Origin of the sequence: Streptomyces sp. ISL-100 (genome assembly GCF_018614615.1) — a bacterium.
Classification (GTDB): domain Bacteria; phylum Actinomycetota; class Actinomycetes; order Streptomycetales; family Streptomycetaceae; genus Streptomyces.
Genome location: NZ_JAGGOK010000050.1, coordinates 43542 through 67115, shown reverse-complemented (window position 1 = coordinate 67115; position 23574 = coordinate 43542). Strand labels below are relative to the sequence as shown.

Annotated in this window: 11 protein-coding genes; all 11 read right to left on the bottom strand. The window is 72.8% G+C overall.

Features of this window, described 5'->3' with window-relative positions:
• Positions 1-100: 100 nt before the first annotated feature.
• The 11 genes from J7E89_RS22405 to J7E89_RS22355 are packed head-to-tail and all read right to left on the bottom strand — an operon-like array spanning position 101 to position 23574.
• Complete coding sequence (locus J7E89_RS22405) at positions 101-2668, bottom strand: non-ribosomal peptide synthetase (RefSeq protein WP_214976159.1); 2568 nt, start codon at positions 2666-2668, stop codon at positions 101-103.
• On the bottom strand, positions 2665-4293 hold the full coding sequence (locus J7E89_RS22400; protein WP_251060924.1) for an AMP-binding protein: 1629 nt from the start codon (positions 4291-4293) through the stop codon (positions 2665-2667). Before J7E89_RS22400 ends, J7E89_RS22405 begins: the two co-directional genes overlap by 4 nt.
• Positions 4272-4682: a hypothetical protein gene (locus J7E89_RS22395; protein ID WP_214976158.1), complete on the bottom strand. Its 411-nt coding sequence runs from the start codon at positions 4680-4682 to the stop codon at positions 4272-4274. The genes J7E89_RS22400 and J7E89_RS22395 overlap by 22 nt, the downstream gene beginning before the upstream one ends.
• Positions 4679-7891 carry a condensation domain-containing protein gene (locus tag J7E89_RS42075; protein WP_214976157.1) on the bottom strand — a complete coding sequence of 1071 codons (3213 nt, stop codon included), beginning with the start codon at positions 7889-7891 and terminating at the stop codon, positions 4679-4681. The genes J7E89_RS22395 and J7E89_RS42075 overlap by 4 nt, the downstream gene beginning before the upstream one ends.
• Positions 7888-9144, bottom strand: a complete 1257-nt coding sequence (locus J7E89_RS22385) for an MFS transporter (protein ID WP_214976156.1) — start codon at positions 9142-9144, stop codon at positions 7888-7890. Before J7E89_RS22385 ends, J7E89_RS42075 begins: the two co-directional genes overlap by 4 nt.
• Positions 9137-13210: a non-ribosomal peptide synthetase gene (locus J7E89_RS22380; RefSeq protein ID WP_214976155.1), complete on the bottom strand. Its 4074-nt coding sequence runs from the start codon at positions 13208-13210 to the stop codon at positions 9137-9139. Before J7E89_RS22380 ends, J7E89_RS22385 begins: the two co-directional genes overlap by 8 nt.
• Positions 13207-14487, bottom strand: a complete 1281-nt coding sequence (locus J7E89_RS22375) for a MupA/Atu3671 family FMN-dependent luciferase-like monooxygenase (protein ID WP_214976154.1) — start codon at positions 14485-14487, stop codon at positions 13207-13209. Before J7E89_RS22375 ends, J7E89_RS22380 begins: the two co-directional genes overlap by 4 nt.
• A complete protein-coding gene (locus J7E89_RS22370; RefSeq protein ID WP_214976153.1) occupies positions 14480-19192 on the bottom strand; it encodes a beta-ketoacyl synthase N-terminal-like domain-containing protein in 4713 nt (1570 codons plus the stop codon). The genes J7E89_RS22375 and J7E89_RS22370 overlap by 8 nt, the downstream gene beginning before the upstream one ends.
• The gene (locus tag J7E89_RS22365) at positions 19189-21108 is read right to left on the bottom strand and encodes an amino acid adenylation domain-containing protein (RefSeq protein WP_214976152.1); all 1920 of its coding nucleotides are present in this window, start codon (positions 21106-21108) and stop codon (positions 19189-19191) included. Before J7E89_RS22365 ends, J7E89_RS22370 begins: the two co-directional genes overlap by 4 nt.
• Positions 21098-22768: a condensation domain-containing protein gene (locus tag J7E89_RS22360; RefSeq protein WP_214976151.1), complete on the bottom strand. Its 1671-nt coding sequence runs from the start codon at positions 22766-22768 to the stop codon at positions 21098-21100. Before J7E89_RS22360 ends, J7E89_RS22365 begins: the two co-directional genes overlap by 11 nt.
• Positions 22765-23574, bottom strand: a complete 810-nt coding sequence (locus J7E89_RS22355; RefSeq protein ID WP_214976150.1) for a thioesterase II family protein — start codon at positions 23572-23574, stop codon at positions 22765-22767. Before J7E89_RS22355 ends, J7E89_RS22360 begins: the two co-directional genes overlap by 4 nt.

The window sequence follows — 23574 nt, the reverse complement described above, 5'->3', positions numbered from 1 at the left end:
GGTGGATGTCGGGCGATGTCGGGCAGTGGTCGAGGAAAAGGGGCGTGCCGGTCCTGCGGGCTGTCGTCGGGTGACAGTCCGCTGGGCGTACGGCGACGGATCAGGCGGCCGTGAATCCCCCCGCGCGGCGCGCGGTGGTCAGCGCCTTGGCGAGCGTTTCGACGGTTGAGCAGGTGAACAGCACCCGCACCGGGATCTCCAGGCCGAACTCCTCCTGGAGCCGCAGGGCCACCCGCGTCGCGGTCAGCGAGTCGCCTCCGAGCTCGAAGAAGTCGTCGTGGGCGCCGACCTCGTCGGCCCACAGCGCCTCGGCCCAGATACGGGCGACTGCGCGCTCGGCGGGGGTGCGGGGCAGCACGAACTCGGCGTCCATCCCGGTCCGTTCGCCGTCCGGGGCGGGCAGCGCGGTGCGGTCCGTCTTGCCGCTGGTGGTCAGCGGCAGCCGGTCGAGGAAGACGAAGGCGCCGGGCACCATGTAGCCGGGCAGCCCGCGTCCGCACCAGTCGCGCAGGGCGCCGACGCTCAGCGTGCGGCCGTCCGCCGGCACGCAGTACGCGACGAGCGCCTTCTCGCCCGGTACGCCGCCGGGGACGTCCTCGCGGACGGTCACCACACAGGAGGCCACGTCCTCGTGGGCGAGGAGCGCCGACTCGATCTCCCCGAGCTCGATGCGGAAGCCGCGCACCTTCACCTGGTGGTCCAGGCGGCCCAGGAACTCCAGGTTCCCGTCCGGCAGCCACCGCACGAGGTCTCCGGTCCGGTACACGCGTGCCTCGGGCCCGTCGGCGGCGTACGCCGGGAAGGGGTGGGCGGTGAAGCGCTCGCCGGTGAGCTCCGGGCGGCCCAGGTAGCCGCGGGCGACGCCCTTGCCGCCGATGAGCAGTTCGCCGGGTACGCCGACGGGCACCGGGCGGTCGGCCTCGTCCACGACGTACACCTCGGTGTTCGGCGTGGGGCGGCCGATCGGGACGGGGCCGGCCGCGTCGCGGATCTCGGCGACCGTCGCGTAGATGGTGGTCTCCGTCGGGCCGTACCCGTTGACGACGCGGCGGCCCGCGCGCAGCATCTTCGCGGCCAGGTCTGCGGGCAGCGCCTCACCGGCGGTGAAGATGGTGAGTTCGCGCGGCTCGGGCCGGTCGCCGAGGGCGTCAAGCAGCGGCCGCCAGGCCGACGGGGTGGCCTGCACGAGAGTGACGTCGTGCCGGTCGACGAGGGCGGCCAGCGCGCGCGGGGTGTGGACCTGCTCGCGGTCGGCGACGATGTTCCGGCCGCCGGTGATCAGCGGCAGGAACACCTCGACGTTCGCGATGTCGAAGGTCGCTGACGTGGTGAACAGGACCCGGTCGCTCGCGGGCGCCGGGAAGATCTCCCGCATCGCGAAGAGCAGGTTGACCAGCGAACCGAGCGTGATGGCGACGCCCTTGGGGGTGCCGGTGGACCCGGACGTGTAGAGGACGTACGCCAGATCGTCCGGCCCGGCGGCGGGGGCCGGCGCGGGGTCCGCCGCGCTGCGCGCGGCGACCGTCTCGCGGTCGGTGTCGACGGCGACGAGCACCCGGCCCTCCCCCGCGAGCCGGCCGCGCAGGGACTCCTGCGTGACGACGACGGGCGCGGCGGTGTCGCGCAGGACGAAGTCAAGGCGGTCCACCGGGTGTTCGGGGTCGAGCGGTACGTACGCCCCGCCCGCCTTCAGCACCGCGAGCAGCGCGACGATCAGCTCGGGGCCGCGCTCCAGGCAGACGCCGACCGGGACGTCCGGCGCGACGCCGAGGGAGCGGAGGTGGTGAGCCAGCCGGTTGGCGCGGACGTTGAGCCCGCCGTACGTCACTTCCTCGTCCCCGAAGACGACCGCGACAGCGTCGGGGCTCTGCCCAGCCTGCTCAGCCACCAGCTCCGCGACCCCGCGCCCGGTCGGGAACTCGGCGGGGCGCACGCCCCACTCGGTGAGCAGCAGGCTCCGCTCGGGCCCGTCGAGGATGTCGAGGGCGTTCAGCGCGGGGTCGCCGGGGCGCTCCGCGACGGCGGCGAGCAGGGTCAGGTAGTTTCCGGCGAACCGCTCGGCGGTCCCCTCGTCGAACAGGGCGGTGCTGAAGTCGACGTGGACGTCGATCTCCGACTCCCCCCGGTCCGCGAAGACCAGCGCCAGGTCGGGCGGGCAACTGCCGACCGGGGCGGGAAGCTCGGCATCCGAGGCGGCGAACAGCGCCTGCACCAGGGGGTGGTGGCTGCTGACCGGCTCCGGCACGAGGGCGGCGACGAGGTCATGGAACGGCAGCGCCTCCCGCGCCTGAGCCGCGCGCACCGCCGCACCGACCCGCGCCACCAGGTCCCCGAAGGTCGCAGCTGCCGCCAGGTCGGTCCGTACGACCGCGAGTTCGCCCGATATCGGCGTGCCGACGGCAACGTCCTGCCGACGGCTCCAGCGGCCCAGCAGCAGCTGGTACGCCGCGAGCAGCACGACCGGCAGCGGCGCGCCGTATCCGGCCGCGGCCTTGCGCAGGGCGTCCGCCGTACCGGCCGGGACGGTGCGGGTGTGACGGGCCGTACCGGGCTCGCGCACGGAGGGGCGCGGGCGGTCGGCCGGCAGCTCCAGGGGTTCGAGCCCGGCCAGTTCGGTGCGCCAGTGGTCCAGGCCCAGGCCCAGGTTCAGCTCGGTCGCGTCAGTCATGACCCCTCCGGGGTGCCGAGGATCCGCGCCAGTGCTTTGCGGTCCGTCTTTCCGTTGTCGTTGAGCGGCAGGCCGTCCAGCCGCTTGATCCGCGCGGGCACCATGTGCAGCGGGACCTGCTCGCGCAGCCACGCGTCGAACCGCGCCACGTCCGTCTCCCGGCCCGCGTAGGCGGCGACCAGCTCGGTCTCGCCCTCCGCCGTCGGGAGCGCGACCACGGCGACGTCGACGACGGCGGGATGGCGGCGCAGGACGGCCTCCACCTCGCCGATCTCCACGCGGTGGCCGCGGATCTTGACCTGCTGGTCGAGTCGGCCGCAGTGCACCATGAGCCCGCCCTCGCGGCGGACCCGGTCACCGGTGCGGTACCAGTGGCGGTCGGTGAGCGGAGCGGCGCCGTCGTACACGGTGGCCCGGCCGCCTTCCTCGTACGAGAGGAACCGGCCGGTGTTCTCGCGCGGGTCGAGGTACCCGTCGAACCGCTGTGGGCCGCGTACGCACAACTCACCCTCGTCGGCGGGCAGTCCGTCCTCGTCGAGCAGGACGCCCTCCGTGTCCGGGTACATCGTGCCGATCGGCACCGTGCCGCCGGTGAACTCGGGCCAGTCCGAACTCGGCCCGGTCAGGCGGTGATTGGCGCAGCAGATGGCCAGCTCGGTCGGACCGTACACATTGTGGATCTGCGAGTACGGAGCCACCTCGCGCCACAGCGCGGCATGCTCAGCGGTGACCGGCTCGGCGCCGAACATGCTGTGCTTCAGCGTTACGCAGCGTCCCAGCGGGAGATTCCCGAGCCGATGTGCCTCACGCACCACCGACGGCACCGAGAACCAGTGGGTCAGCTTCCGCTCCACGGTGAAGTCGACCGGCGTATAAAGGTCGGCCGCCATCGGGACGACCAGGGTGCCGCCGCCGCCCCAGGTCGCGAAGAGGTCGAAGGCGTGCGCGTCGAAGGTCAGGCCGAAGGACTGGGTGAGGCGGCTGCCGGGCGCGATCTCGTACCGCGGGATGTTGTGTTCGAGGTACGGCGAGAGGTGGCGGTGCAGGATCGGTACGCCCTTGGGCTGGCCGGTCGACCCCGAGGTGAACAGGATGTACGCCTCGCGTTCGAGGTCGGCGGGGACCGGCGGCAGCGTCTCCTCCAGCGCGCCCTCCAGCAGCTCCGGGTCGGCGCGCTCGTCCTCACCCAGCTCAAGCACCGTCGGCCGGTGACGCTCGGGGAGCAGGCCGAACAGACCGGCGGACCGGTCGTCCACGAGAGCGACGGTGACCCCGGCGCGCTGGGCGATGTCGAGGTTGCGCTGCTGCGGGTAGTCCGGGTTCAGCGGCACCACGGCCGCGCCGAGCCGCTGGATCGCCAGGTACCCGGCGTACGCGCCCACCGAACGGGCGGCGGCCAGAGCGACCCGGTCGGGCAGCCCGCCGTGCTTGTGCACGATGCGGGCGGCGAGGGTGAGGGCGAGGCGGCGCAGCTCGGCGTAGGTCAGGACTTCGTCGCGGATCTCCAGCGCGGGGTGGTCCGGCAGGCGCAGGGCGGATTCCTCGAACCACTGGTACATCGTGCGGTGAGGGAGGGGGACTGTGTCGGTATCGGTGTCGGGGGTCATCGCTTCCTCGATATCCATGTACGTTCCAGCTTCTCCACGAGACCGCCGCCGGCCGGGCGCCCGCGCCGCGCCACAGCGTCGGCCGCCGGGCAGTGCCGGAACCGGACTTCGGGCTGCTCTGCGCGCGCGTGCGGGACGCGGCGGTCGCTGTCTGCGGCCGGGTTGGACCGCCCGGCAGCACGGTCGGGCAGATCGTCCGGGCGCGGGAACTCCCCTTGCTCGACGGCCAGTTCGACGCACAAGCCGTCTGCGTGCCGCCCGATGGCGCGCCGTCGGGCGCGGCGGGCTGCCGTGTGTGGGAGGCCCGCCGCAGTCCGGTCCGCGCCGACGGTGGCCGCGCGGTCGGCGGCGTATCCCTGCCGCAGGACGAGCGCCTGTGCCGGCGCGAGCGTGCGGTTCGGCGTCATCGCGACCGCCCCGGGGTGCGCTCCCTGGTCGTCCGGGCGCGCATGGCGCGCAGCCGGGCCTGGCCGCGCTCCTCCGCGCCGGTGGCGGTGACCGGGACGGGCGGGGCCCCGGCCCCGTCCCTGCCGCCGGTGCCCTTTCCCAGGAAGGCCGCCATGGCGCGCACGGTGGAGTGCCGGAACAGGTCGACCACGTCGACCTCGCACTCCAACGCCGTCCGCAGCCGGTCGCGCAGCCGGATGAGCAGCAGCGAGTTGCCGCCCGCATCGAAGAAGCTCTCGCCGTGGCCGACCGTGCGGCCGAGCACCTGCTGCCAGGCGCCGGCGACGAGCTGCTCGGTGTCGCTCAGCGGCTGCTGGGCCTCGCGCTGTGCGGCTTTCTCCTCCTCGGCGAGCGCCTCGGCCAGCGCCTTGGGGACAGCGGCGCCGTCCGTCCGGCCGCCGGGCAGCAGCGGCAGCCGCTCCAGTACGCCGATCCGGGTCGGCAGCAGGTAACCGGGCAGCAGCTCCCGCAGGTGCGCGCGCAGGGCGTCGGCGGTGAGGCCTGCCCCCGGCCGGCCGGCGACGGCGGCGTCGATGCCGTCGCCCGCCTCCGTCGGCGTCAGTACGTGCGCGCGGGCGACGCCGGGGTGCGCGAGCAGCGCGGCCTCGATGTCGGCTGCGGCCACCCGGACGCCGCGCACCCGGGCCTGCTCCCGGGCCCGCCCGGCGAACACGAGCCGCCCGTCGGGCGTGTGCCGTACCAGGTCACCGGTGGCGAACAGGCGCCCGCCCGGCCGCTCCCCGTACGGGTCGGGGCGGAAGCACTCCGCCGTGCGGCGCGGATCGTTCAGGTAGCCGCGGGTGACGGCCGCGCCGCCGATGTGGAGTTCGCCGACGACGCCCGGGGGGACGAGTTCCCCACGCCGGTCGAGGACGTACGCCGTGGCGCCGGCCGGAAGCCCGAGCGGCACCGGCCGGCCGGTCCCGTCCGGGGTGGCCGGCCCGCCGAGGGCGGGTCCCGCCGTCTCGGCGGCGGTGTAGAGGTGGTGGACCGAACCGACCCCGGCGGCGTACGCCGCACGAAGGCCGGCCGGGGCGAGGAGTTCACCACCGACGAGGACCGCCGCCGGTACGGCCTCCCGGCCGTCGCCAAGAAAGCCCGCCAGGGCAGAGGGCGCAGCGTTCACCGTTGCCGTGCCCGTGGAAGCAGCGTCCGGCACAACCACCCGGCCGCCCCCGGTGAGCGGGGCGAAGAGTTCGAACACCGCGCCCGGTGAATCCGGCGGGCTGAGCTGTGCCACCGCGTCGAGCGTGCCGGCGGGCAGCTCCCGGTGGGCCCAGCGGAGGCGGGAGGCCAGGTTCCGGTGTTCGGCGAGCACGGCGCGCGGTTCACCCGTGGCGCCCGACGTACGCAGCACCCAGGCGGCGTTGGCGGGCGACACGACGGGCAGCGGAGCGGCCGGGGCCGAGGAAGAGCCGGCCGGTGACGCGGGCTCGTCCAGGTCGACCACCCGCACCCGCGTGTGGTCGAAGAGCGAGGAGGAGTCCAGGTCCGCGAGCACCGTCGTCAGCCCCGCGTCGTCCACCGCCAGCCTCAGCAGGAAGGCCGGCAGCTCCGGGTCCAGCGGGACGCACACCCCGCCCGCCTTGAGTACGCCCAGCTGGGCAGCGGCCAGCGCGAACGACTTGGGCGCGCAGACGCCCACCGGGGTCTCCGGCGTGACGTCGTACTCCAGCAGCCGTGCAGCCAACGGGCCCGCCGCATCGTCCAGTTCGCGGTACGTCCAAGTGCGCGCGCCATCCACCACCGCGACCGCGTCCGGCGTACGAGCGACCTGCTCGGACACCATCGCGTGCAGCACATCGCCGTCCGCAGACCCCTCGCACGCCGGGTTCCACTCCTCCACCAGTTGCCGCCGCTCCCCGGCGGTCGGCCGCAGCAGCGCGGACACCCGCGACGAGGGGTCGGCGGCTATGCGCTCCAGTACGGTCCGCAGCCGGACCAGCAGCCGTTCCGCGGTCGCGGTCTCGAAGAGGGCGGTGCGGAAGTCGACCAGGGCGAGCAGGCCCTCGTCGGTCTCGATGGTGTCGATGGCCAGATCGGTCTTCATGGTGGGCAGCCGCAGCTCCCCCACCGTGAACACCGCGTCCGCCACCCGCCGCACGGGCGCGGCCGGCTGATGCGTGTACATGACCTGGTACAGCGGGTGATAGCTCGGGTCACGGGCCGCCCCGAGCCGGTCCATGACCTCGTCGACCGGCAGGTCGCAGTGGTCCAGGGCGTCCAGCAAATCACCGCGCACCTGCCGCAGCAGCTCCCCGAATTCCGGGTCGCCGGACAGGTCGGCGCGCAGCACCACCGGTCGCGTGAGATAGCCGACGAGCCCGGCGCTGTCGGTGGTGTCCCGGCCGGAGACGGCCATGCCGGTGAGGACGTCAGTCCCCCCGTACTGGCTGAGCACCACGTCGCACGCCGCCTTGAGCACCATGAACAGGCTGCACCGCTTGGTACGGGCGAGCCGCCGCAGCGGCTCCACCACCTCGTGCGGGATCACGGCCGTGCGCCGCTCGCCCTCGTGCCCGCCGCGCGCCGGGCGCGGCCCGGCGAGGGGGAGTTCCAGCACCTCGGGCGAGCCGGCCAGCCGCTGGGTCCAGTACGCCAGGTTCGCGGCCGCTGCTCGCTCGTCCTCCTCCGTACGCCGCGCCAGGAACGCCCCGTACTCGACGACCGGCTCCGGCAGTGGCGACGGCTGTCCCTGCGCGAACGCGTCGTACAGCGCCGTAAGTTCGGAGGTGAAGACCTCCAGCGACGCCCCGTCGAAGACAAGGTGGTGTACGCCGACGAGCAGCCGGTGCGTCGTGTCGTCCAGCCGCAGCAGCCGCACCCGCAGCAGCGGACCGCCGTCCACGGCGAACGGCTCGCGCGCGAACGCCTCGGCCACCGCCGCCGAGTCGTCCCGCGCGTCGACGACGGGCAGCGCCACCGGCTCCGGCGCCCCGACGCACTGCGCGGGCTCCCCGTCCGCGCCGCGCACGATCCGGGTGCGCAGGGCGGGGTGGCGGCGTACGACCTCCTCCAGGGCGCGCCCGAGAGCCGCCGCGTCCAGAGGCCCGTCGGTGCCGACGGCGAACGGAATGCTGAAGAAGGGGTCGTCCGGCCGCACTTGAGCCAGCGCCCACAGCCGCCGCTGGGCGGGTGTGAGGGGGAGAAGCCGCTCCGCAGACGTCACGAGGCCACCCCCGCTTCGGCCTCGGTCTTGTTCCGGTTACGCACCGAGGCCGCGGCCAGCACCGCCGCGGCCGGCAGCAGCAGCCCGCCGGCCACGATGATCGACGCGGCGATGCCCATCAGGTCGGCCGCCAGGCCGCCCAGGACCACACCGACGATGGTGAAGTTGACCATCAGGGCGTTGAGCAGCCCGACTCCGCGCCCGCGCAGTTCCTCGGGCAGGTCGCTGATCAGGGTGTTGGCCACCGGCACCTGGAAGAGGCCGGAGCCGATCCCCGCCACCAGGCACCAGGCCAGTACGACGCTCAGGCCCAGCTGGTCCCCCAGTGAGTCCCGCAGCCAGCCGGTCGGGGCGAGCAGCAGCAGGGACACCCCGAACAGCACGATCGAGCCGATGAGCAGCCCCCGGTCGGAGAACCGGCGTACCAGCGGCGGACCGGTCAGGGCCCCGATCACGCAGCCCGCGCCGAACGCGGCCTGTGCCAGGCCGAAGTTGAAGGCGGACAGGTCGAAGACACTGAGGAGCTGGGAGTTGAGGTTCGTGGTGAAGAGTCCGAGGACGAGCATCACCGGCACCAGGATGACCGCGAGGAAGCGCAGCGAGGGGACCGCGAGCACGCCGGAGATGCCGGTTCCGAGCGACTTCCAGTACGACTCCCGGCCGCTGTTCGGGCCGGGGACCGGGACCTCGCGCAGTACCGCCATGCTGCCCAGCAGCACCGCCGAGACCACGAAGGTGGCCGCGTCGATGACGAATACGGCGGAGACGCTGCCGAACGCGAGGAGCAGACCGCCCAGGGCGGGGCCCACCAGGTTCAGCGTGTGGTTCGTGGACTGGAAGAGGGCGACCGCCGTCGGGATGCTGTGGCCCCGGACGATCAGCGGGATCGCGGTGATGCGCGCCGTCTCGAAGAACGCCTTGGCGATTCCGGTGAGCAGGATCAGCACGAGCAGCAGCAGCGGCGAATCGCGCACCGGGATCATCGCCAGGACCAGCGCGACGCGGACCAGGTCGGAGCCGACCATCAGCCCGCGAGCGGGGAAGCGGTCGGCCAGCGGGCCGACGAACGCCCCCAGCACGCCGGAGGGCAGCAGCTGCGCGATGACCACGAGGGACACGTACAGGACCGGGTTGGAGGTCTCGGTGGCCACCACGTAAATCAGGGTGATCTTGGTGATCGCGTCACCGAGGAAGGACGCGACGACAGCCAGCCAATAGCGGATGTACGTCCGGTCCTTGAGCAGTTCAAGCACTGTCAACCACCTCGTTCAGAATTGTGGCGACGCCCTCGATGTGGGGGTGGCGCATCATCGTGTAGTGGTTGCCTTCGACCACCCGGACGTCAAGGCCGCCCTCGGCGGTCAGCTCGCGCCACGCCTCGGTCGAGTCGTACGTCTCCTCGGCCGCGCGGATCAGGGTGACCCGTCCCTTGACGTGCAGGGGGCGGAAGTTCCAGACGAGCCGCAGGTTGGCGACCCAGAGGTCGAGGATGTCCCGGACCTGCTCGCGTCCGGCGTCCGGCGGCAGGTAGTTGGACGCGCGGGCGATGGCGAGGAGGTAGTCGAGGTGCTCGTCGGGGGTCATCCCCTTGAGCTCCTCCACGGACTTCAGCGCGTTGCCGTAGTCCCACTGGAGGTTCGCCGCGATGGCCTCGACGATCTCGGCCGGGTCGGGCTCGGAGCCTTCCGGGACCTCGGCCGGCGGGTGCGAGTCCATCATGATCACGGACACTTCCGCGCCCGTCTTCTCCAGCTCACCGGCGACGGCGAAAGCGTTGGTGCCGCCGTAGCACCAGCCGGCCACCGTGTACGGGCCCTCGGGCTGCACTTCGCGGATCAGCTCCGCGTACGCCGCCGCTCGCGCCCCGAAGTCGGCGTACGGCAGGACTCCGTCGACCGGTGGCGGGGAGGAGAGTGCGTACAGCGGCCGGTCGCCGCCCTCCATGAGCCCGGCGAACGGCATGTAGCAGACGACCTCGCTGCCCGCCGGGTGGGCGAAGAAGACGGGGGTGCCGGTGGTGCCCGAGCCGATCTCCACGAGGTGTACGTCCGCCTCGTCCTGGTAGCCGTCGCGCAGCATGCGGGCGAACCGCTCGACGGTGGCGCCCCGGAAGATCGCCGCCATCGGCAGCTGCTGCCCGAAGCGCTTCTCGATCTCGGCCATCAGCCGCAGGACGAGCAGGGAGTGGCCGCCCAGGTCGAAGAACCGGTCGTGCAGACCGATCGGCCTGACCCCGAGCACCTCCTCCCAGATGTGCGCGACTTCGAGTTCGACGGCGTCGCGCGGCGGGACGTAGCTCGCGGCATCGCGCTCGATGACGGGTTCGGGCAGAGCGCGACGGTCGATCTTGCCGCTGGTGTTGAGGGGGAAAGCGTCCAGGGCGACGATCGCGGACGGGACCATGTAGTCGGGCAGGAAGCGGCGCAGGTGCTCACGCAACTCCTCGGCACCGGGAGCGGCATCTTCCGCCGCCACCACGTATCCAGTCAGCCGCTTGTCGCCGGGCCGGTCCTCCCGTACGAGGGCGACCGCGCGGCGCACCGCCGGGTGCTCCTCCAGCCGGGCCTCGATCTCGCCCAGTTCGATACGGAAGCCGCGAAGCTTCACCTGGCCGTCGTCGCGGCCGAGGAAGACGAGGGTGCCGTCCTCCCGCAGCCGCGCCTTGTCGCCCGTCGCGTACAGCCGCGCGCCGGGCCGGCCGCCGAACGGGTCGGGTACGAACCGCTCCGCGGTCAGCGCGGGCCGCCCTCGGTAGCCTCGGGCCACTCCGGTGCCGCCCAGGTACAGGTCGCCGGGCATGCCCACCGGAACGGGCTCCAGGCGCTCGTCGAGTACGTACACCTGGGTGTTGTCCAGCGGGCGGCCGATGGAGACCTGCTCGGTGCCGCTGTCGAGGCGGTGGGCGGTGGACCAGATGGTCGTCTCGGTCGGGCCGTAGACGTTCCAGGTACGTCCGGGCTCGCGGACGAGTTGCTCGGCCAGCGCCGGGGGCAGCGCCTCGCCGCCGACCAGGACCCGCAGCGAGCCGTCGTTGCGCCAGCCCGCCTCCACCAGGAGCTGCCAGGTGGCCGGGGTGGCCTGCATGACGGTGGCACCGGTCTCGGCGAGCAGAGCGGCCAGGCGGCGGCCGTCGACCGCCTCCTCCTTGCGTACGACGTGTACCCGGGCCCCGCTGATGAGCGGGGCGTACAGCTCCAGGCCAGCGATGTCGAAGGTGACCGGGGTGACGGCTGTGAGGGTGTCACCGGCGCCCAGGCCGGTCTCGGCGGCCATCGCCAGCAGCAGGTTGGAGAGGTTGCGGTGGGTGACCTCGACGCCCTTGGGGCGGCCGGTGGACCCGGAGGTGTAGATGACGTACGCCAGCCGGTCCTCGCCCGCGCCGGGAGCCGCCGGGACGGCCGGGGCGGCGGCGACAGCCTGCGCGTCGGTGTCCAGGCAGATCCGCTCGCCGGGGCAGTCCGCGAGGCTGTCGAGCAACCCGGAGCGGGTCAGCAGGAACTTGGCGTCCGCGTCGCCGGTCATGGTGGCCAGGCGCTGCGCCGGGTATCCCGCGTCCAGCGGCAGGTAGGCGCCGCCCGACATGACCACGCCCAGCAGGGCGACCACCAGGTCGACGGAACGCTCCAGGCAGACGCCGACGACGGTCTCGGGTGCCACGCCCCGCTGCTGGAGGTGCGAGGCCAGCCGGCCCGCCCGGTCCAGCAGCTCGGCGTACGTCAGCTGCTCGTCGCCGCAGGAGACGGCGACCGCGTCAGGAGTGGCGGCAGCCTGGCGGCGTACCAGCACATCCAGCGAGTCACCGTCCTCGCGCGCCGCCTCGGTCCGGTTCCAGTCGACGAGGACGGTGCGCGCCTCGTCCGGCCTGAGCAGCGACAGGTCACGCACCGCGCGCCCCGCGTCCTCGGACATCTGCTCCAGCAGCCGCACGATCTGCCGCGCCATCCGGGCCATCGTGCTCTCGTCGAACAGGTCGGTGTTGTACTCCAGCACGCCGTGGAAGTGGTCGTCCGCGAGCGCCGGGTCGTCGAAGAAGCCCAGCATCACGTCGTCCTTGGCGGTGGCGTTGTCGAGCATCAGCTCCTCGACGGTCAGCCCGGCCATGGGGGTCTCCTCCTCGTGGAGGAAGTCCACGAGGATGAAGGACGTCTGGTAGATCGGCGTGCGGCTCGGGTCGCGGTCCAGGTCGAGCTCGTCCAGCAGCGTCCCGAAGGGGATGTCGTGGTGGTCGAAGGCGCCCATCATCGTGGTGCGGGTCGCCTGGAGCAGCTCCCGTACGGTCATCGCCGGCCGGACCGTGGTGCGCAGCGGCAGCATGGTGAGGAAGTAGCCGATCATCGGCTCGGTCTCGGGCCTGCTGCGGGTCGACGAGGTGGTGCCGACCACGATGTCCTGCTGCCCGGTGAGCCGGTGCAGGATCAGCTGCCAGGCGGCGAGCAGCGCGATGTTGACCGTCACGTCCTCGCGCTTGGCAAGGTCGCGGATCGCCTGCGTCAGCTCCGGGGTGAGCGGGAACTGGTAGCGGGCACCGTTCGCTGTCTGGAGCGGCGGGCGGGGCCGGTCGGTCGGCAGTTCCAGCACCAGGTCGGCGCCTTCGAGCTGCTTCTTCCAGTACGGCAGGTGCTTGCGCTGCACCTCCTCGCGCAGCCACTGCGGCTGCCACTCGGAGTAGTCCGGGTAGTGCACCTCGATCGGGGGCAGCTGCGGCGCGCGGCCGGTGGCGAACGCGGTGTAGAACTCGGCGATCTCGGCGTTGAAGATGCCCATCGAGCCGCGGTCCCAGACCAGGTGGTCGACCGTGCCGACCAGCACGTGCTCCCGGTCGCCGAGGCGCAGCAGCGCGATCCGCAGCAGCGGGCCCTTCACCAGGTCGAACGGCTTGCGCAGCTCCTCCGTCGCGAGCCGCATCATCTCGTCCTCGCGCCGGTCGGCCGGCACGGACCGCAGGTCCTGGTGGTCCAGCGGCACCGCCATGGAGCCGTGGATCACCTGGACGGGCGCGTGCCCGTCCTGCTCGAACGTCGTACGCATCGCCTCATGGCGCTGAACGAATGCGTCCACGGCGCGCTGGAGCGCGTCCGTGTCCAGCTCACCGTGCAGGCGGGAGGCGAAGTACACGTTGTAGACGGGGTCTTCGGGGTCGAACTGGTGGATCAGCCAGATGCGTTCCTGGTCCACGGTCAGCGGTACGCGGTTCTCCCGCTTCCGGCGCGGAATCGGCGCGTTGGTGACGGTGCTGGTTCTGCGCTCGCGCATACGCCGGTCGAGAAGGGCGCGCTGGGCGGGGGTGAGGCCGGCCAGCCGGTCTGCGAGTCCGGTCACGACTGGTCTCCTTCGGTATCGCCCCGGTGCCGGTAGCGGTTCTTGAGTTCGGTGAGGTGGTCGAGGCCCTTGAGGACCTGCCCGGGGTCGAGCCCGAAGTCGACGAGGCAGGCGACCTCGTCCACGCCGATGTCCACCAGGTCCTCGATCAGGGACTCGCACTTGTCGGGCGTACCGAGCAGCGCCAGCGTGTCGAAGTAGCGCTCGAAGGTGGCGTTGAGCATGACGTCGCGCTCGGCTTCGTTCAGCTTGGAGAACTCGCTGCCGAAGCTGTCCTGCTGTTCGAGGAAGGTCTTCAGGTACGCGGTCAGCGGCCCCCGTACGGTCTCCCTCGCCTCCTCGTTGTCCGAGCCCACGAAGGTGTGCACCATCGCGGTGACCTTGCCCTCGGCCGGGTCGTACCCGGCCTTGGCGAGCGCCTCGCGGTAGGCGGCGATCTTGTCCCTCAGGTCGGCGGGGCGCTGGGCGACCAGCCCGGTCAGGACGTACGCGCCGGTCTCCCCGGCCCGTACGAACGTCTCGATGCTGCCCTGCGCCGACACCCACACCGGGAGCTTCGGCTGGAGCGGGCGCGGAAGCGTGCGTACGGACTGCGACGAGCCGTCGGCGCGCGGGAATTCGACGCTCTCGCCCGCCCACAGCCGCTGGATGGCGTCGATCGACTCGAACATCTCGTCCTTGCGGCGCGGGTAGCGCTGCTGCCCGTCGCCCGGCGCGAGAAGGAAGTCGTCGGGGTGCCAGCCGGAGGCCGCCGAGATCGCGGCCCGGCCGCCGGACAGGTTGTCGACGACCGCCCACTCCTCGGCTACCCGCACCGGGTGGTGCAGGGGCAGGACGCAGCTGCCCGCGCGGATCTGGATGTTCTCGGTCAGTACGGCGATGGCGGAGGCCAGCAGCGACGGGTTCGGGTAGAGGCCGCCGAAGTCGACGAAGTGGCGCTCGGGGACCCAGATGCCGTCGAAGCCGTTCGCGTCGGCGTGGCGGGCGCTGTCCAGCAGCAGTTGGTACTTGCCCGGGCCCTTCGCCGTACCGTCGCCGGAGAAGAAGAACAGGCTGAAGTCCATGGTGCTGCCGGGGCGCCGGCTGCGGCGGGGCGTTTCGCTCTTCGCCGCCGCCTTGGCGCCGGAGTCCACGGCGGACGGCGCCTTGACGTTGCGCTCTCGCATGGACCGTTCCAGTACGGCGCGCTGCTCGGGGGAGAGCGAGGACAGCCGCTCCTTGAGCTTGCGCGCGACCTCGGTCTCGTCGGACTGCGTCTGCGACTGCTCGTCAGACATGGTCGTCACCCTTCAGCTTTGCCTCGGCCTCGCCGGCGGAGAGGCTCTCGACCTCGCGCAGCAGTGCCTCGAACTCGTCCAGACCGATCGATTCGGCCTGGTGGGAGCGGATCGCGGCCGCCAGCCCCGGAACGGTCGGCGCCTCGAATACGGCGCTCATGGGGAAGTCGCCGTGGGCCTGCCGCAGCCGCCCGACGATCTGAATGGCGAACAGCGAGTTGCCGCCCAGGTCGTAGAAGTCGTCGTCGGGTCCGATCGGCGAGACGCCGAGCATCTCGTGCCACACCCGGGCCACGGACTGGGCGAGTTCGTCGTCCGGCCACACCGTCGCCGGGTCCCAGTCGTCGTCGGTACGGGTGCGGCCGCCGCCGAGCGAGTCGGTGAACGAGGTCGCGGTCAGACCGGACTGGTCGGCCAGTACGTCCTGGAAGTCGGCCCTGGAGACCACGACCTGCGGGAGCCCGCCGGACAGGGCCGCCCGCGCGAGTGCCAGGCCGTCGGCGGCCGGGATGCCCTGGGAAAGGCGCAGCCGCTCGTACAGCTCCCGCACTTCCGGCAGGCCCGCCATCTGCTGCTCGAACCAGTCGTCCCAGTCCCACTGGGACCAGTCGACGGTGACAGTGGGCCGGCCGGCGGCGGTGGCCGCCTGGGCGAACGCGTCGAGGAAGGTGGAGGCCGCGCAGTTCTCGGCCTGGCCGAAGCCACCGACGATGCCGGTGGTGGCCGACGCGGTGAGGAAGAAGTCGAGCCCGTCACCGGCCAGCAGCTCGTCCAGCAGCAGGGTCGACTTCACCCGCGCCGCCAGTACGGCGTCGAAGTCGTCGCGTGTCTTGAGCGCCGTCAGGCCGGAGCCCCGGTCGTCGGCGAGGTGCAGTACGCCGTTGACGGCGTCCAGCACGCTACGGGCCTCCTCGACGGTGGCGCGCGCCTGGCCGGGGTCGGCCAGGTCGGCGGTGCGGTAGGCGACGGTGTCAGGGTGGGCGGCGCGCAGTGCGGCGAGCCGGGTGACCCGGTCGCGTACGCGGTCGTCGTCACCGGTCGCGCCGGACTGCCAGGCGTCCCACTCGCTCTCGGCAGGGAAGTCCGGGTCGCCGACAAGCACGGCCCTGGCCCCGCTCGCGGCGATCTGTTCGGCGAAGGCCAGGCCGGTCTCGCCGGACGCGCCGGTGACGAGGTACCCGGCGCCCTCGCGCCAGGCCCGCCCGGTGGGTACGGCGGCCAGCTCGACCGGCGCGAAGGCCCGCAGGAGGCGCTGGGCGCCCCGGTAGGCGACGAGGTTCTCGCGCCCCGCGCCCGCGAGTTCGGCGCCGAGCTGCGCGGTGAGGCGGGTGCGGGCGGCGGCGTCGTCGTCAGCGGGGAGGATGACGTCGACGCTGCGGCAGGTCAGCCAGGCGTACTCCTGCGGCAGGACGGTGACCGCGCCGTACAGCGTGGCCCGCTCGGGCCGCACCACGGCCGTCCCGTGCGCGTCCTGGAGGCTGTCGGTGAGGACGTCGATCCGCACCGGGCGGTCCTCACCGGTCTCGCCGAGCGCCTGAGCGAGGGAGACGAGGCTGTGGAAACCGGTGTCCAGGCCGGTGGCGTAACGGCGTACCGCATCACCGCGGTCCTCCCCTTCACCCGTCACGGCCCAGGCGTCCAGCACACGGTCCGGGGCCGCGCCCGCCTGCCGCAGCTCCTTGACGATCTGGCCGAGATGGCCCGCGTCGGCGGGGTCGGCGTCGAAGGCGTGGTCGGAGGTGCGGGCGTACGCGGCTGCCTTGCGCACGGTGGTCACGGTGTGGCCGCGCTCGCGCAGGGCGGCGGTCAGCCCGTCGGTGAGACCGGCGCCGTCCGCGAGGACGAGCCAGCTGAGCGGACCCTCTGTGTCCGGCTCGTCCGCCTGCGGGAGGGGCGCGCGGTGCCAGACGGGGGCGTACGTCCACCGCTTGGGGTCGGTACGTACGTTCCCGGCGCCGGCGGTGGCCTCCGGCTTGGGCAGCAGGTAACTGCGGCCCTCGAAGGGGTAGGCGGGCAGCGGCACCCGGCGGCGGGCCCGGTCGCCGTGCAGAGCAGCCCAGTCGATGGCCACACCGTGTCGCCACAGCTCGGCCAGCCCCTCGCGTACGGTGCGGGCCTCGGCGGACTGCTCCTCGGCCTCGCCGCGCGGCTTGCGCAGCAGGGTGACGACGGGCGACGGCTCCGGGTGGATCCGCACGAGCCCGCTGAGCTGGCTGCCGGGCCCGGCCTCGACGAGGACCACATCACCGCGCTCGGCAAGGGCGGTGATCCCGTCGGAGAAGCGGACAGGCGCGCGGGTGTGGGACACCCAGTAGTCGGGGTCGGTGGCCTGTTCGTCGGTGATCCACGTGCCCGTCACGTTGGACAGGAAGGGGATCTGCGGCGTGTTCAGCCGCACCGAACGCAGCACCTCGGCGAGACCGGGCAGGGCCGGCTCGACCAGCGCGGTGTGGAAGGCATGCGAGGTATCGAGCTCCCGTACGGACACTCCCTGCGCCTCGAGCACCCGGCGGGCCTCGGCGACCTCCTCGGGCGTACCGGCGACGACGCAGGAGGCCGGCGCGTTGACGGCGGCGACGGTGGCGCTCAGGCCGTCCAGCGCCTTGGTCAGGGACGCCTCGTCCAGCAGTGCGGACAGCATCCGTCCGGGGGCCAGGTCCTGCATGAGCGTGGCGCGCCGGGCGACGACGCGCAGGGCGTCCTCCAGGCTGAACACCCCGGACAGGCACGCCGATACGAGCTCGCCGAGGCTGTGCCCGGTCATCGCGTCGGGGCGTACGCCCCACGACATCAGCAGCTGGGCGACGGCGTAGTCGATGCTGAAGACGGTGGGCTGGGTGTAGAGGGTCTGGCGCAGCCGCTCCTTCGCCCGGTCCCCGTCCCCGCCGGTGGCGAACGCCACCTCGCGCACGTCCCAGCCGAGGTACGGCAGGAGTATCCCGGCGCACCGGTCGAGCGCGTCACGGAACACCGGCTCGGTGCGGTACAACTCGGCGCCCATGCCCGCGTACTGGGCACCTTGCCCCGGGAAGACGAACACGACGTCGGGCGCGGTGTCCGCCGCGGCGGCCACGCCGGCTGCGGACCGCTCCAGCGCGTCGACGGCGCCGGCACGGCCCTTGGCGACGACCGTACGCCGATACGGGAAGCCGGCCCGCCCGAGCTGCAGGGTGTACGCGACGTCGCCGAGCCCGACGGCGTCGTACGCCGAGTCGTGCCTGCCCGCAGTGGCGTCGTCCCCCACGGCGTTCCGCCCGGCCCCCTCCCCCCTGAGAGCCGTCGCGAGACGCGCGGCGGCAGCGTCCAGGGCTTCGGGCGTACGGGCCGACAGCGGCAGCACCTGCCAGTCGGCGTCGGTCTCACCGTCCGCCCGCGCCGCGACCGGCGCCGCCTCAAGGATCACGTGGGCGTTGGTGCCGCCGATGCCGAACGCACTCACCCCGGCGCGCGGCGCCGTCTCCGTATCCGGCCACGGCACACCCTCCGCGTTGACCCGGAACGGCCCCTTGTCCAGGGAGAGGCGCGGGTTCGGGCTACGGAAGTGGGCCGTCGGCGGGATGAAGCGGTGCTCCAGTGCCAGCGTCGCCTTGATCAGGCCCGCGACACCGGCCGCCGCGTCCAGGTGGCCGATGTTCGACTTCACGGAGCCCAGGTAGACCGACCCGGCGGCAGCGTCCGGGCCGAACGCCTCCGTCAGCGCCTGGACTTCGATCGGGTCTCCGAGCGGGGTCGCGGTGCCGTGCGCCTCGACGTACTGGACCGTACGCGCCCCGACCCCGGCGACCGCCAGCGCCTCCGCGATCACCTCGGCCTGGCCGTGCGGCGACGGGGCGGTGAAGCCGATCTTGGCCGAGCCGTCGTTGTTGACCGCGCTGCCGCGGATCACCGCGTGGATGTGGTCGCCGTCAGCGACCGCGTCCTCCAGCCGCTTGAGCACCACGAGGGCCACACCGTCACCGGAGACAGTCCCGGAAGCATCCGCGTCGAACGGCCGGCAGTGGCCGTCCGTCGAGAGGATCGCGCCCTCCTCGTACCGGTAGCCGCGCGGCTCGAACTCGCGCACCGCGACACCGCCCGCCAGCGCCAGGTCGGACTCGCGGCTGAGCAGCGACTGCACCGCCAGATGGACCGTCACCAGCGACGACGAACACGCACTCTGCACGGTGAAGCTCGGCCCGGTCAGACCGAGCTTGTACGAGACCCGCAGCGCCAGCATGCCGGGGTCGTTGCCGATCGCCACCTGGATCTCGTCCGATATCCGGCCGTCGCCGACGCCGCCGCGCGAGGCGATCCGCTCCTGGAGGTAGCCGCTCCCCGACGTGCCGGCGAACACACCGGTCCGCCCCTCGAAATCCTTGGCCGGGTAACCGGCGCGCTCCAGCGCCTGCCAGGCGGTCTCAAGCAGCAACCGGTGCTGCGGGTCCATGAGTTCGGCCTCAGACCGGGTCACACCGAAGAAGTCGGCGTCGAACCGGTCGAACCCGTCCACCGGGAAACCGGACTTCACGTACGCCGGGTCGCTCAGCAGCTCCTCGGAAACCCCGGCCGCCGCCAGCTCCTCGTCGGAGTAGGACGTACGCCCCTCCTCGCCCGCCGCCACCATGCGCCACAGCTCGTCGACGTCCGCGGCGCCCGGGAAGCGTCCGCTCATTGCGATGATGGCCACGGCCTGCTCGGGCAGTGGCAGATCCGTCTCGTACGTCATGCGTTCTTCTCCCCGTGCGGGTGGGATGCGGACCGGCTGTCGTCACCGGTGTCGTGCTGTACGGCGAGCAGCTCGTCCAGGGCGCTCGCGAGTTCCCGTACCGTCGGCCGGTCGAAGAACAGCCGCAGCGTCGCGCCGACGCCGAGCTGTTCCCTGGTGAGGGCCACGGCTTCGGTGGCGAGCATCGAGTGGCCGCCGAGTTCGAAGAAGTCGTCGTCCAGTCCGACCCGGTCGACCGAGAGGACCTCGGCCCAGATGTCGGCGAGGGCCTTCTCGACGGGGGTGCCGGGCACCGCGAACTCCGCGTCGAGTTCGGGTCGTACCGCTTCAGGGGCGGGCAGCGCGCGCCGGTCGACCTTGCCGTTGTGCGTCAGCGGCAGCTGCTCCAGCGCCACGTACACATTCGGCAGCATGTACTCGGGCAGTGTCAGCGCCAGGTGCTCGCGCAGTTCGGACGGCCCGGCCGGTGTCCCGGCCGCGGCGACCCAGTACGCGACAAGGCGCGGGGCTCCCGCCGCGTCCTGGTCGACGACCACGACGGTGTCGCGGACGGCGGGGTGGCGGGTGAGCGCGTTCTCGATCTCGCCGAGCTCGATGCGATAGCCGCGGATCTTCACCTGGTGGTCCAGGCGACCCAGGTACTCGTGATCGACGTAACCGCTGCCGACGGCGCCGCCGGCCGCGCGCCGCGCGCTGTCGCCCGAGCGGTACCGGCGGGCGCCCGGCACGGCCGCGTCCGGGTCGGGCAGGAAGCGCTCGGCGGTGAGGGCGGGGCGGCCCAGGTAGCCGCGGGCCACGCCCGCGCCACCGACGTACAGCTCGCCGGCCTCGCCGTCCGCCGCCCGCTCGCCGTCCGCGCCGAGCACCTCCAGCGTCCAGCCGCCGATGGCGCCGCCGATCATGCTGCCCGCCGCCCCGTCGAGGTCGGCCGAGGTCATCCGGCGGTAGGTGGAGTGCACGGTGGTCTCGGTGATCCCGTACATGTTCACCAGGACCGGCACCTCGTCGCCGTGCCGCGCGATCCACGGCCGCAGCATCTCCGGCGGCAGCGCCTCCCCGGCGAAGACCACCAGCCGCAGCGCGAGTCCGGCGGGGGAGCCGTCACCGGCTGCGGACTCCTCCTCGTACCGTACGAGCTGCCGGAAGGCGGCCGGCGTCTGATTGAGCACGGTGACGCCCTCACGGTGCAGCAACCCGTGCAACTCCTGCGGAGAGCGCCGCACTTCGTCCGGTACGACGACCAGCCGGCCGCCGTGCAGCAAGGCGCCCCACATCTCCCACACGGAGACGTCGAACGCGGCGGACGCGCACATCGACCACACGTCGTCCGGCCCGAAGCCGAACCGGTCGCGGACGCCGGTGAGCAGGCCCGTCACATTGCGGTGCTCGATCATGACGCCCTTGGGGGTGCCGGTCGACCCGCTGGTGTAGATGACGTACGCGAGACTCGCCGGGCCGGTGCCGGGGTCCTCGGGCGCGGTCTGCGGGTACGCCGTCAGGTCGACGCCGCCGCCAGGTCCCCCGATCAGCACGGTGTGCGCGGCGCGCAGGCCGCGCCCGTCCGTGTCCGTCAGCAGGACAGCGGCTTTGGCATCGGTGAGCGTGAAGCGCAGCCGCCCGTCCGGGGCGGAGGGGTCGAGCGGTACGTACGCCCCGCCTGCCTTGAGCACCGCGAGCAGCGCCGTCACCAGGCCGGTGGTGCGCTCCATGCAGACGGCGACCGGCACTTCGGGGCCGACGCCGAGGGTGCGCAGGTGGTGGGCGAGCCGGTTGGCGTCGCGCTCCAGCTCGCGGTAGGTCAGCCGACCGTCGCGGCCGGTCACGGCGACGGCGTCGCCGCGCGCTGCCGCCTGCCGGGCGAACCACGCGTCGATGGTCGCCGGGGGTGCGTGTGTGGCCATTTGGTCAACGGTCACGGTGGGGGTTCCTCTCAGTGCCGACGGCGCCGAACCGGGCCGCCGCGAGCTCCAGTACCGGTGTCTCCGGCCGGGCCATCGCTTCCGCCAACGTCTGCTCGTAGGCGGCCAGCAGCGCGGCCGGGGTGTCCGGACCGAACAGATCGGTGTCGTACTCAAGGGTCAGAGCGAGGCCCGCGCCGCGCTCCTGCGCGTACAGGCTGAGGTCGTACTTCGCGGTGTCCTGCGGGCCGGTGAGGTCCAGGGAGCACCCGTCGAGCCCGGCGAAGACCGGCTCCGACCGCTCCTGGATGAAGCTGAACATCACCCGGAAGACCGGCAGGAAGTCGCGGCTGCGCCGGGACACCAGGGCCTCGACCAGCTTGTCGAAGGGCAGCTCCTGGTGCGCGGAGGCGTCGAGCACCGCCGTGCGGACCCGGTTCAGGAGCTCGCGGAATCCGGGGCCGCCGTCCAGCCGGACCCGTACCGGCACCATGTTGATCAGGCAGCCGACCAGGTCCTGGAGTTCGGGCCGGTCCCGGCCGGCGACGGGGGTGCCGACCGTGATGTCGGTGGCGCCCGACCAGCCGGCGAGCAGCGTGTGCAGGCCGGCGAAGAGAGTCATGTACGGAGTGACACGCTCGCGGCGGCTGAACTCCCGTACCGCTGCCATGAGTTCGGGCGACATCTCGCGGGTGGCGACAGCGCCGCGGAAGCTCCGCGTCGTGCCGCGCGGCCGGTCGGTCGGTACGGCGAGTGCCTTCGGGTCGTCCCCGAGCGCACCGCGCCAGTGCCGGACGAGGGCGTCCAGGGTCTCTCCCTGGAGCCGCTCGCGCTGCCAGGCGGCGTAATCCGCGTAGTGCAGGGTGACATCGGCCGGCGAGTCACCGCGCCCGTAGTGCTGCCCGAGCTCGCGGAACAAGATCTCCACCGACCACCCGTCAACGGCGATGTGATGGAACGTCACGATGAGCCGGTACTCGTCCGCGCCGACCCGGACCAGCCGAGCCCGCAGCGGCGGCCCGGCGGCCAGGTCGAACACACCCGCGGCCTCCTCGGCCGCGACGCGGTCCGCCTCGCCCGCCGGGTCGGCGGCGCCGGTCAGGTCCGTGTACGGCAGATCCAGCGGCGCCGGGTCCCCGATCACCTGGTACGGGCGGCCGGACGGAGCGGCGTACGTCGTCCGCAGCACCTCGTGGCGGGCGACGAGGGCGTCGAGGGCCCGGCCGAGGGCGGCCCGGTCCAGGGCGCCGCGCAGTCGCAGCACGGTCGGCACGTTGTAGAGGGTGGTGTCGGGGTCGATCTGCTGCATGAACCACAGCCGTTGCTGGGCGAACGACAGCTGGGGCCGCTCCTGGCGGGCCCCGGCGCGGGGCCCGGCGGGCGCCGCGAGCACGGAGCCGCCCACTGATCCGTTCGCAGACCATTGCGCCCTGGCCCGTTCCATGGCCTCGCGCACCAGGCGCCCCATCGCCTCCAGGGTGTCCGCGCCCAGCAGCCCGTCCGCCGCGACGTGCGCGCCGAGTTCCTCGTCGATGCGGGCGGCGAGCAGCCGCGCCTCGTCCGCCCCGCCGCCGAGAGCGGCGAACCCCGACTCCATGTCCACCGGCGCACCGGCGACGTCCAGCAGCTCCGCCCACATCTGGGCGAGCTCTTCTTCCACGAATCCCATGGTGTTCATGCGGGTGAGATCTCCGGGCGAGAAGTGCGCACAGTTTCCTGGAGCAGATCGAGAAAGTCTTTCGGCAGCTTGCTCAGATAGAAGTGATCGCCTTCGAAGACGTGCACCTCGGCGTCGCCCGCGGTGGTGTGCCTGCCCCACAGCCAGACCTCGTCCGCCGCCACTTCGGAGTCGCCGTCAGCGACGAACACCGTGACCGGGCAGCCCACCGCGGCCTGGTCGGCAGCCCGGTAGGCCACGAGGGCCGACAGGTCCGCGCGTATCGCCGGGAGGACCAGCTCCATCAGGTCCGTGTGCTCGCCCAGCCCCTCGGTGGTGCCGCCCAGGCCCAGGATCCGCGCGAGTACGTCGCTGTCCTGCTCCCCGTCAACCGGATCCAGGCGCTCCGCTCGGTTCGGAGCGTCCGAGGGGGCCGAACAGGCCGAGGCGACGAGCGCCTTGGGCGCCGGGCCACCGCCCGCCCGCTCCAGCCGCCTCGCGACCTCGAAGGCGACGATCGCCCCCATGCTGTGCCCGAACAGGACCGGCCGTACGCCCAGCCCTGTCCCGAGCCGGGCCCCGAGCCGGGCGGACAACGCCTCGCTCACGGAGTCCGCCAGCGCCGCGATGGAGGCGACGGGCTCCTCGAACAGCCGGTTCTCCCGGCCCGGGTACTGGATCACCAGCATCTCGATGTCCGCGTCCAGCGCCGCCGAAAGGCCGTAGTAGTAGCTGGCCGAACCTCCCGCGTGCGGAAAGCAGACCAGGGTGTGCGCGGCCTCCGGCTTCGGGTGGAAGCACCGGATCCAGCTCGCCTCAACGTCCAT

What these genes read in the sequence shown, in the direction of transcription:
- J7E89_RS22405 (WP_214976159.1), bottom strand. Translation starts at nt 2,668, where the DNA reads ATGACTGACGCGACCGAGCTGAACCTGGGCCTGGGCCTGGACCACTGG.
- J7E89_RS22400 (WP_251060924.1), bottom strand. Translation starts at nt 4,293, where the DNA reads ATGGATATCGAGGAAGCGATGACCCCCGACACCGATACCGACACAGTC.
- J7E89_RS22395 (WP_214976158.1), bottom strand. Translation starts at nt 4,682, where the DNA reads ATGACGCCGAACCGCACGCTCGCGCCGGCACAGGCGCTCGTCCTGCGG.
- J7E89_RS22375 (WP_214976154.1), bottom strand. Translation starts at nt 14,487, where the DNA reads ATGTCTGACGAGCAGTCGCAGACGCAGTCCGACGAGACCGAGGTCGCG.
- J7E89_RS22370 (WP_214976153.1), bottom strand. Translation starts at nt 19,192, where the DNA reads ATGACGTACGAGACGGATCTGCCACTGCCCGAGCAGGCCGTGGCCATC.
- J7E89_RS22360 (WP_214976151.1), bottom strand. Translation starts at nt 22,768, where the DNA reads ATGAACACCATGGGATTCGTGGAAGAAGAGCTCGCCCAGATGTGGGCG.
- J7E89_RS22355 (WP_214976150.1), bottom strand. Translation starts at nt 23,574, where the DNA reads ATGGACGTTGAGGCGAGCTGGATCCGGTGCTTCCACCCGAAGCCGGAG.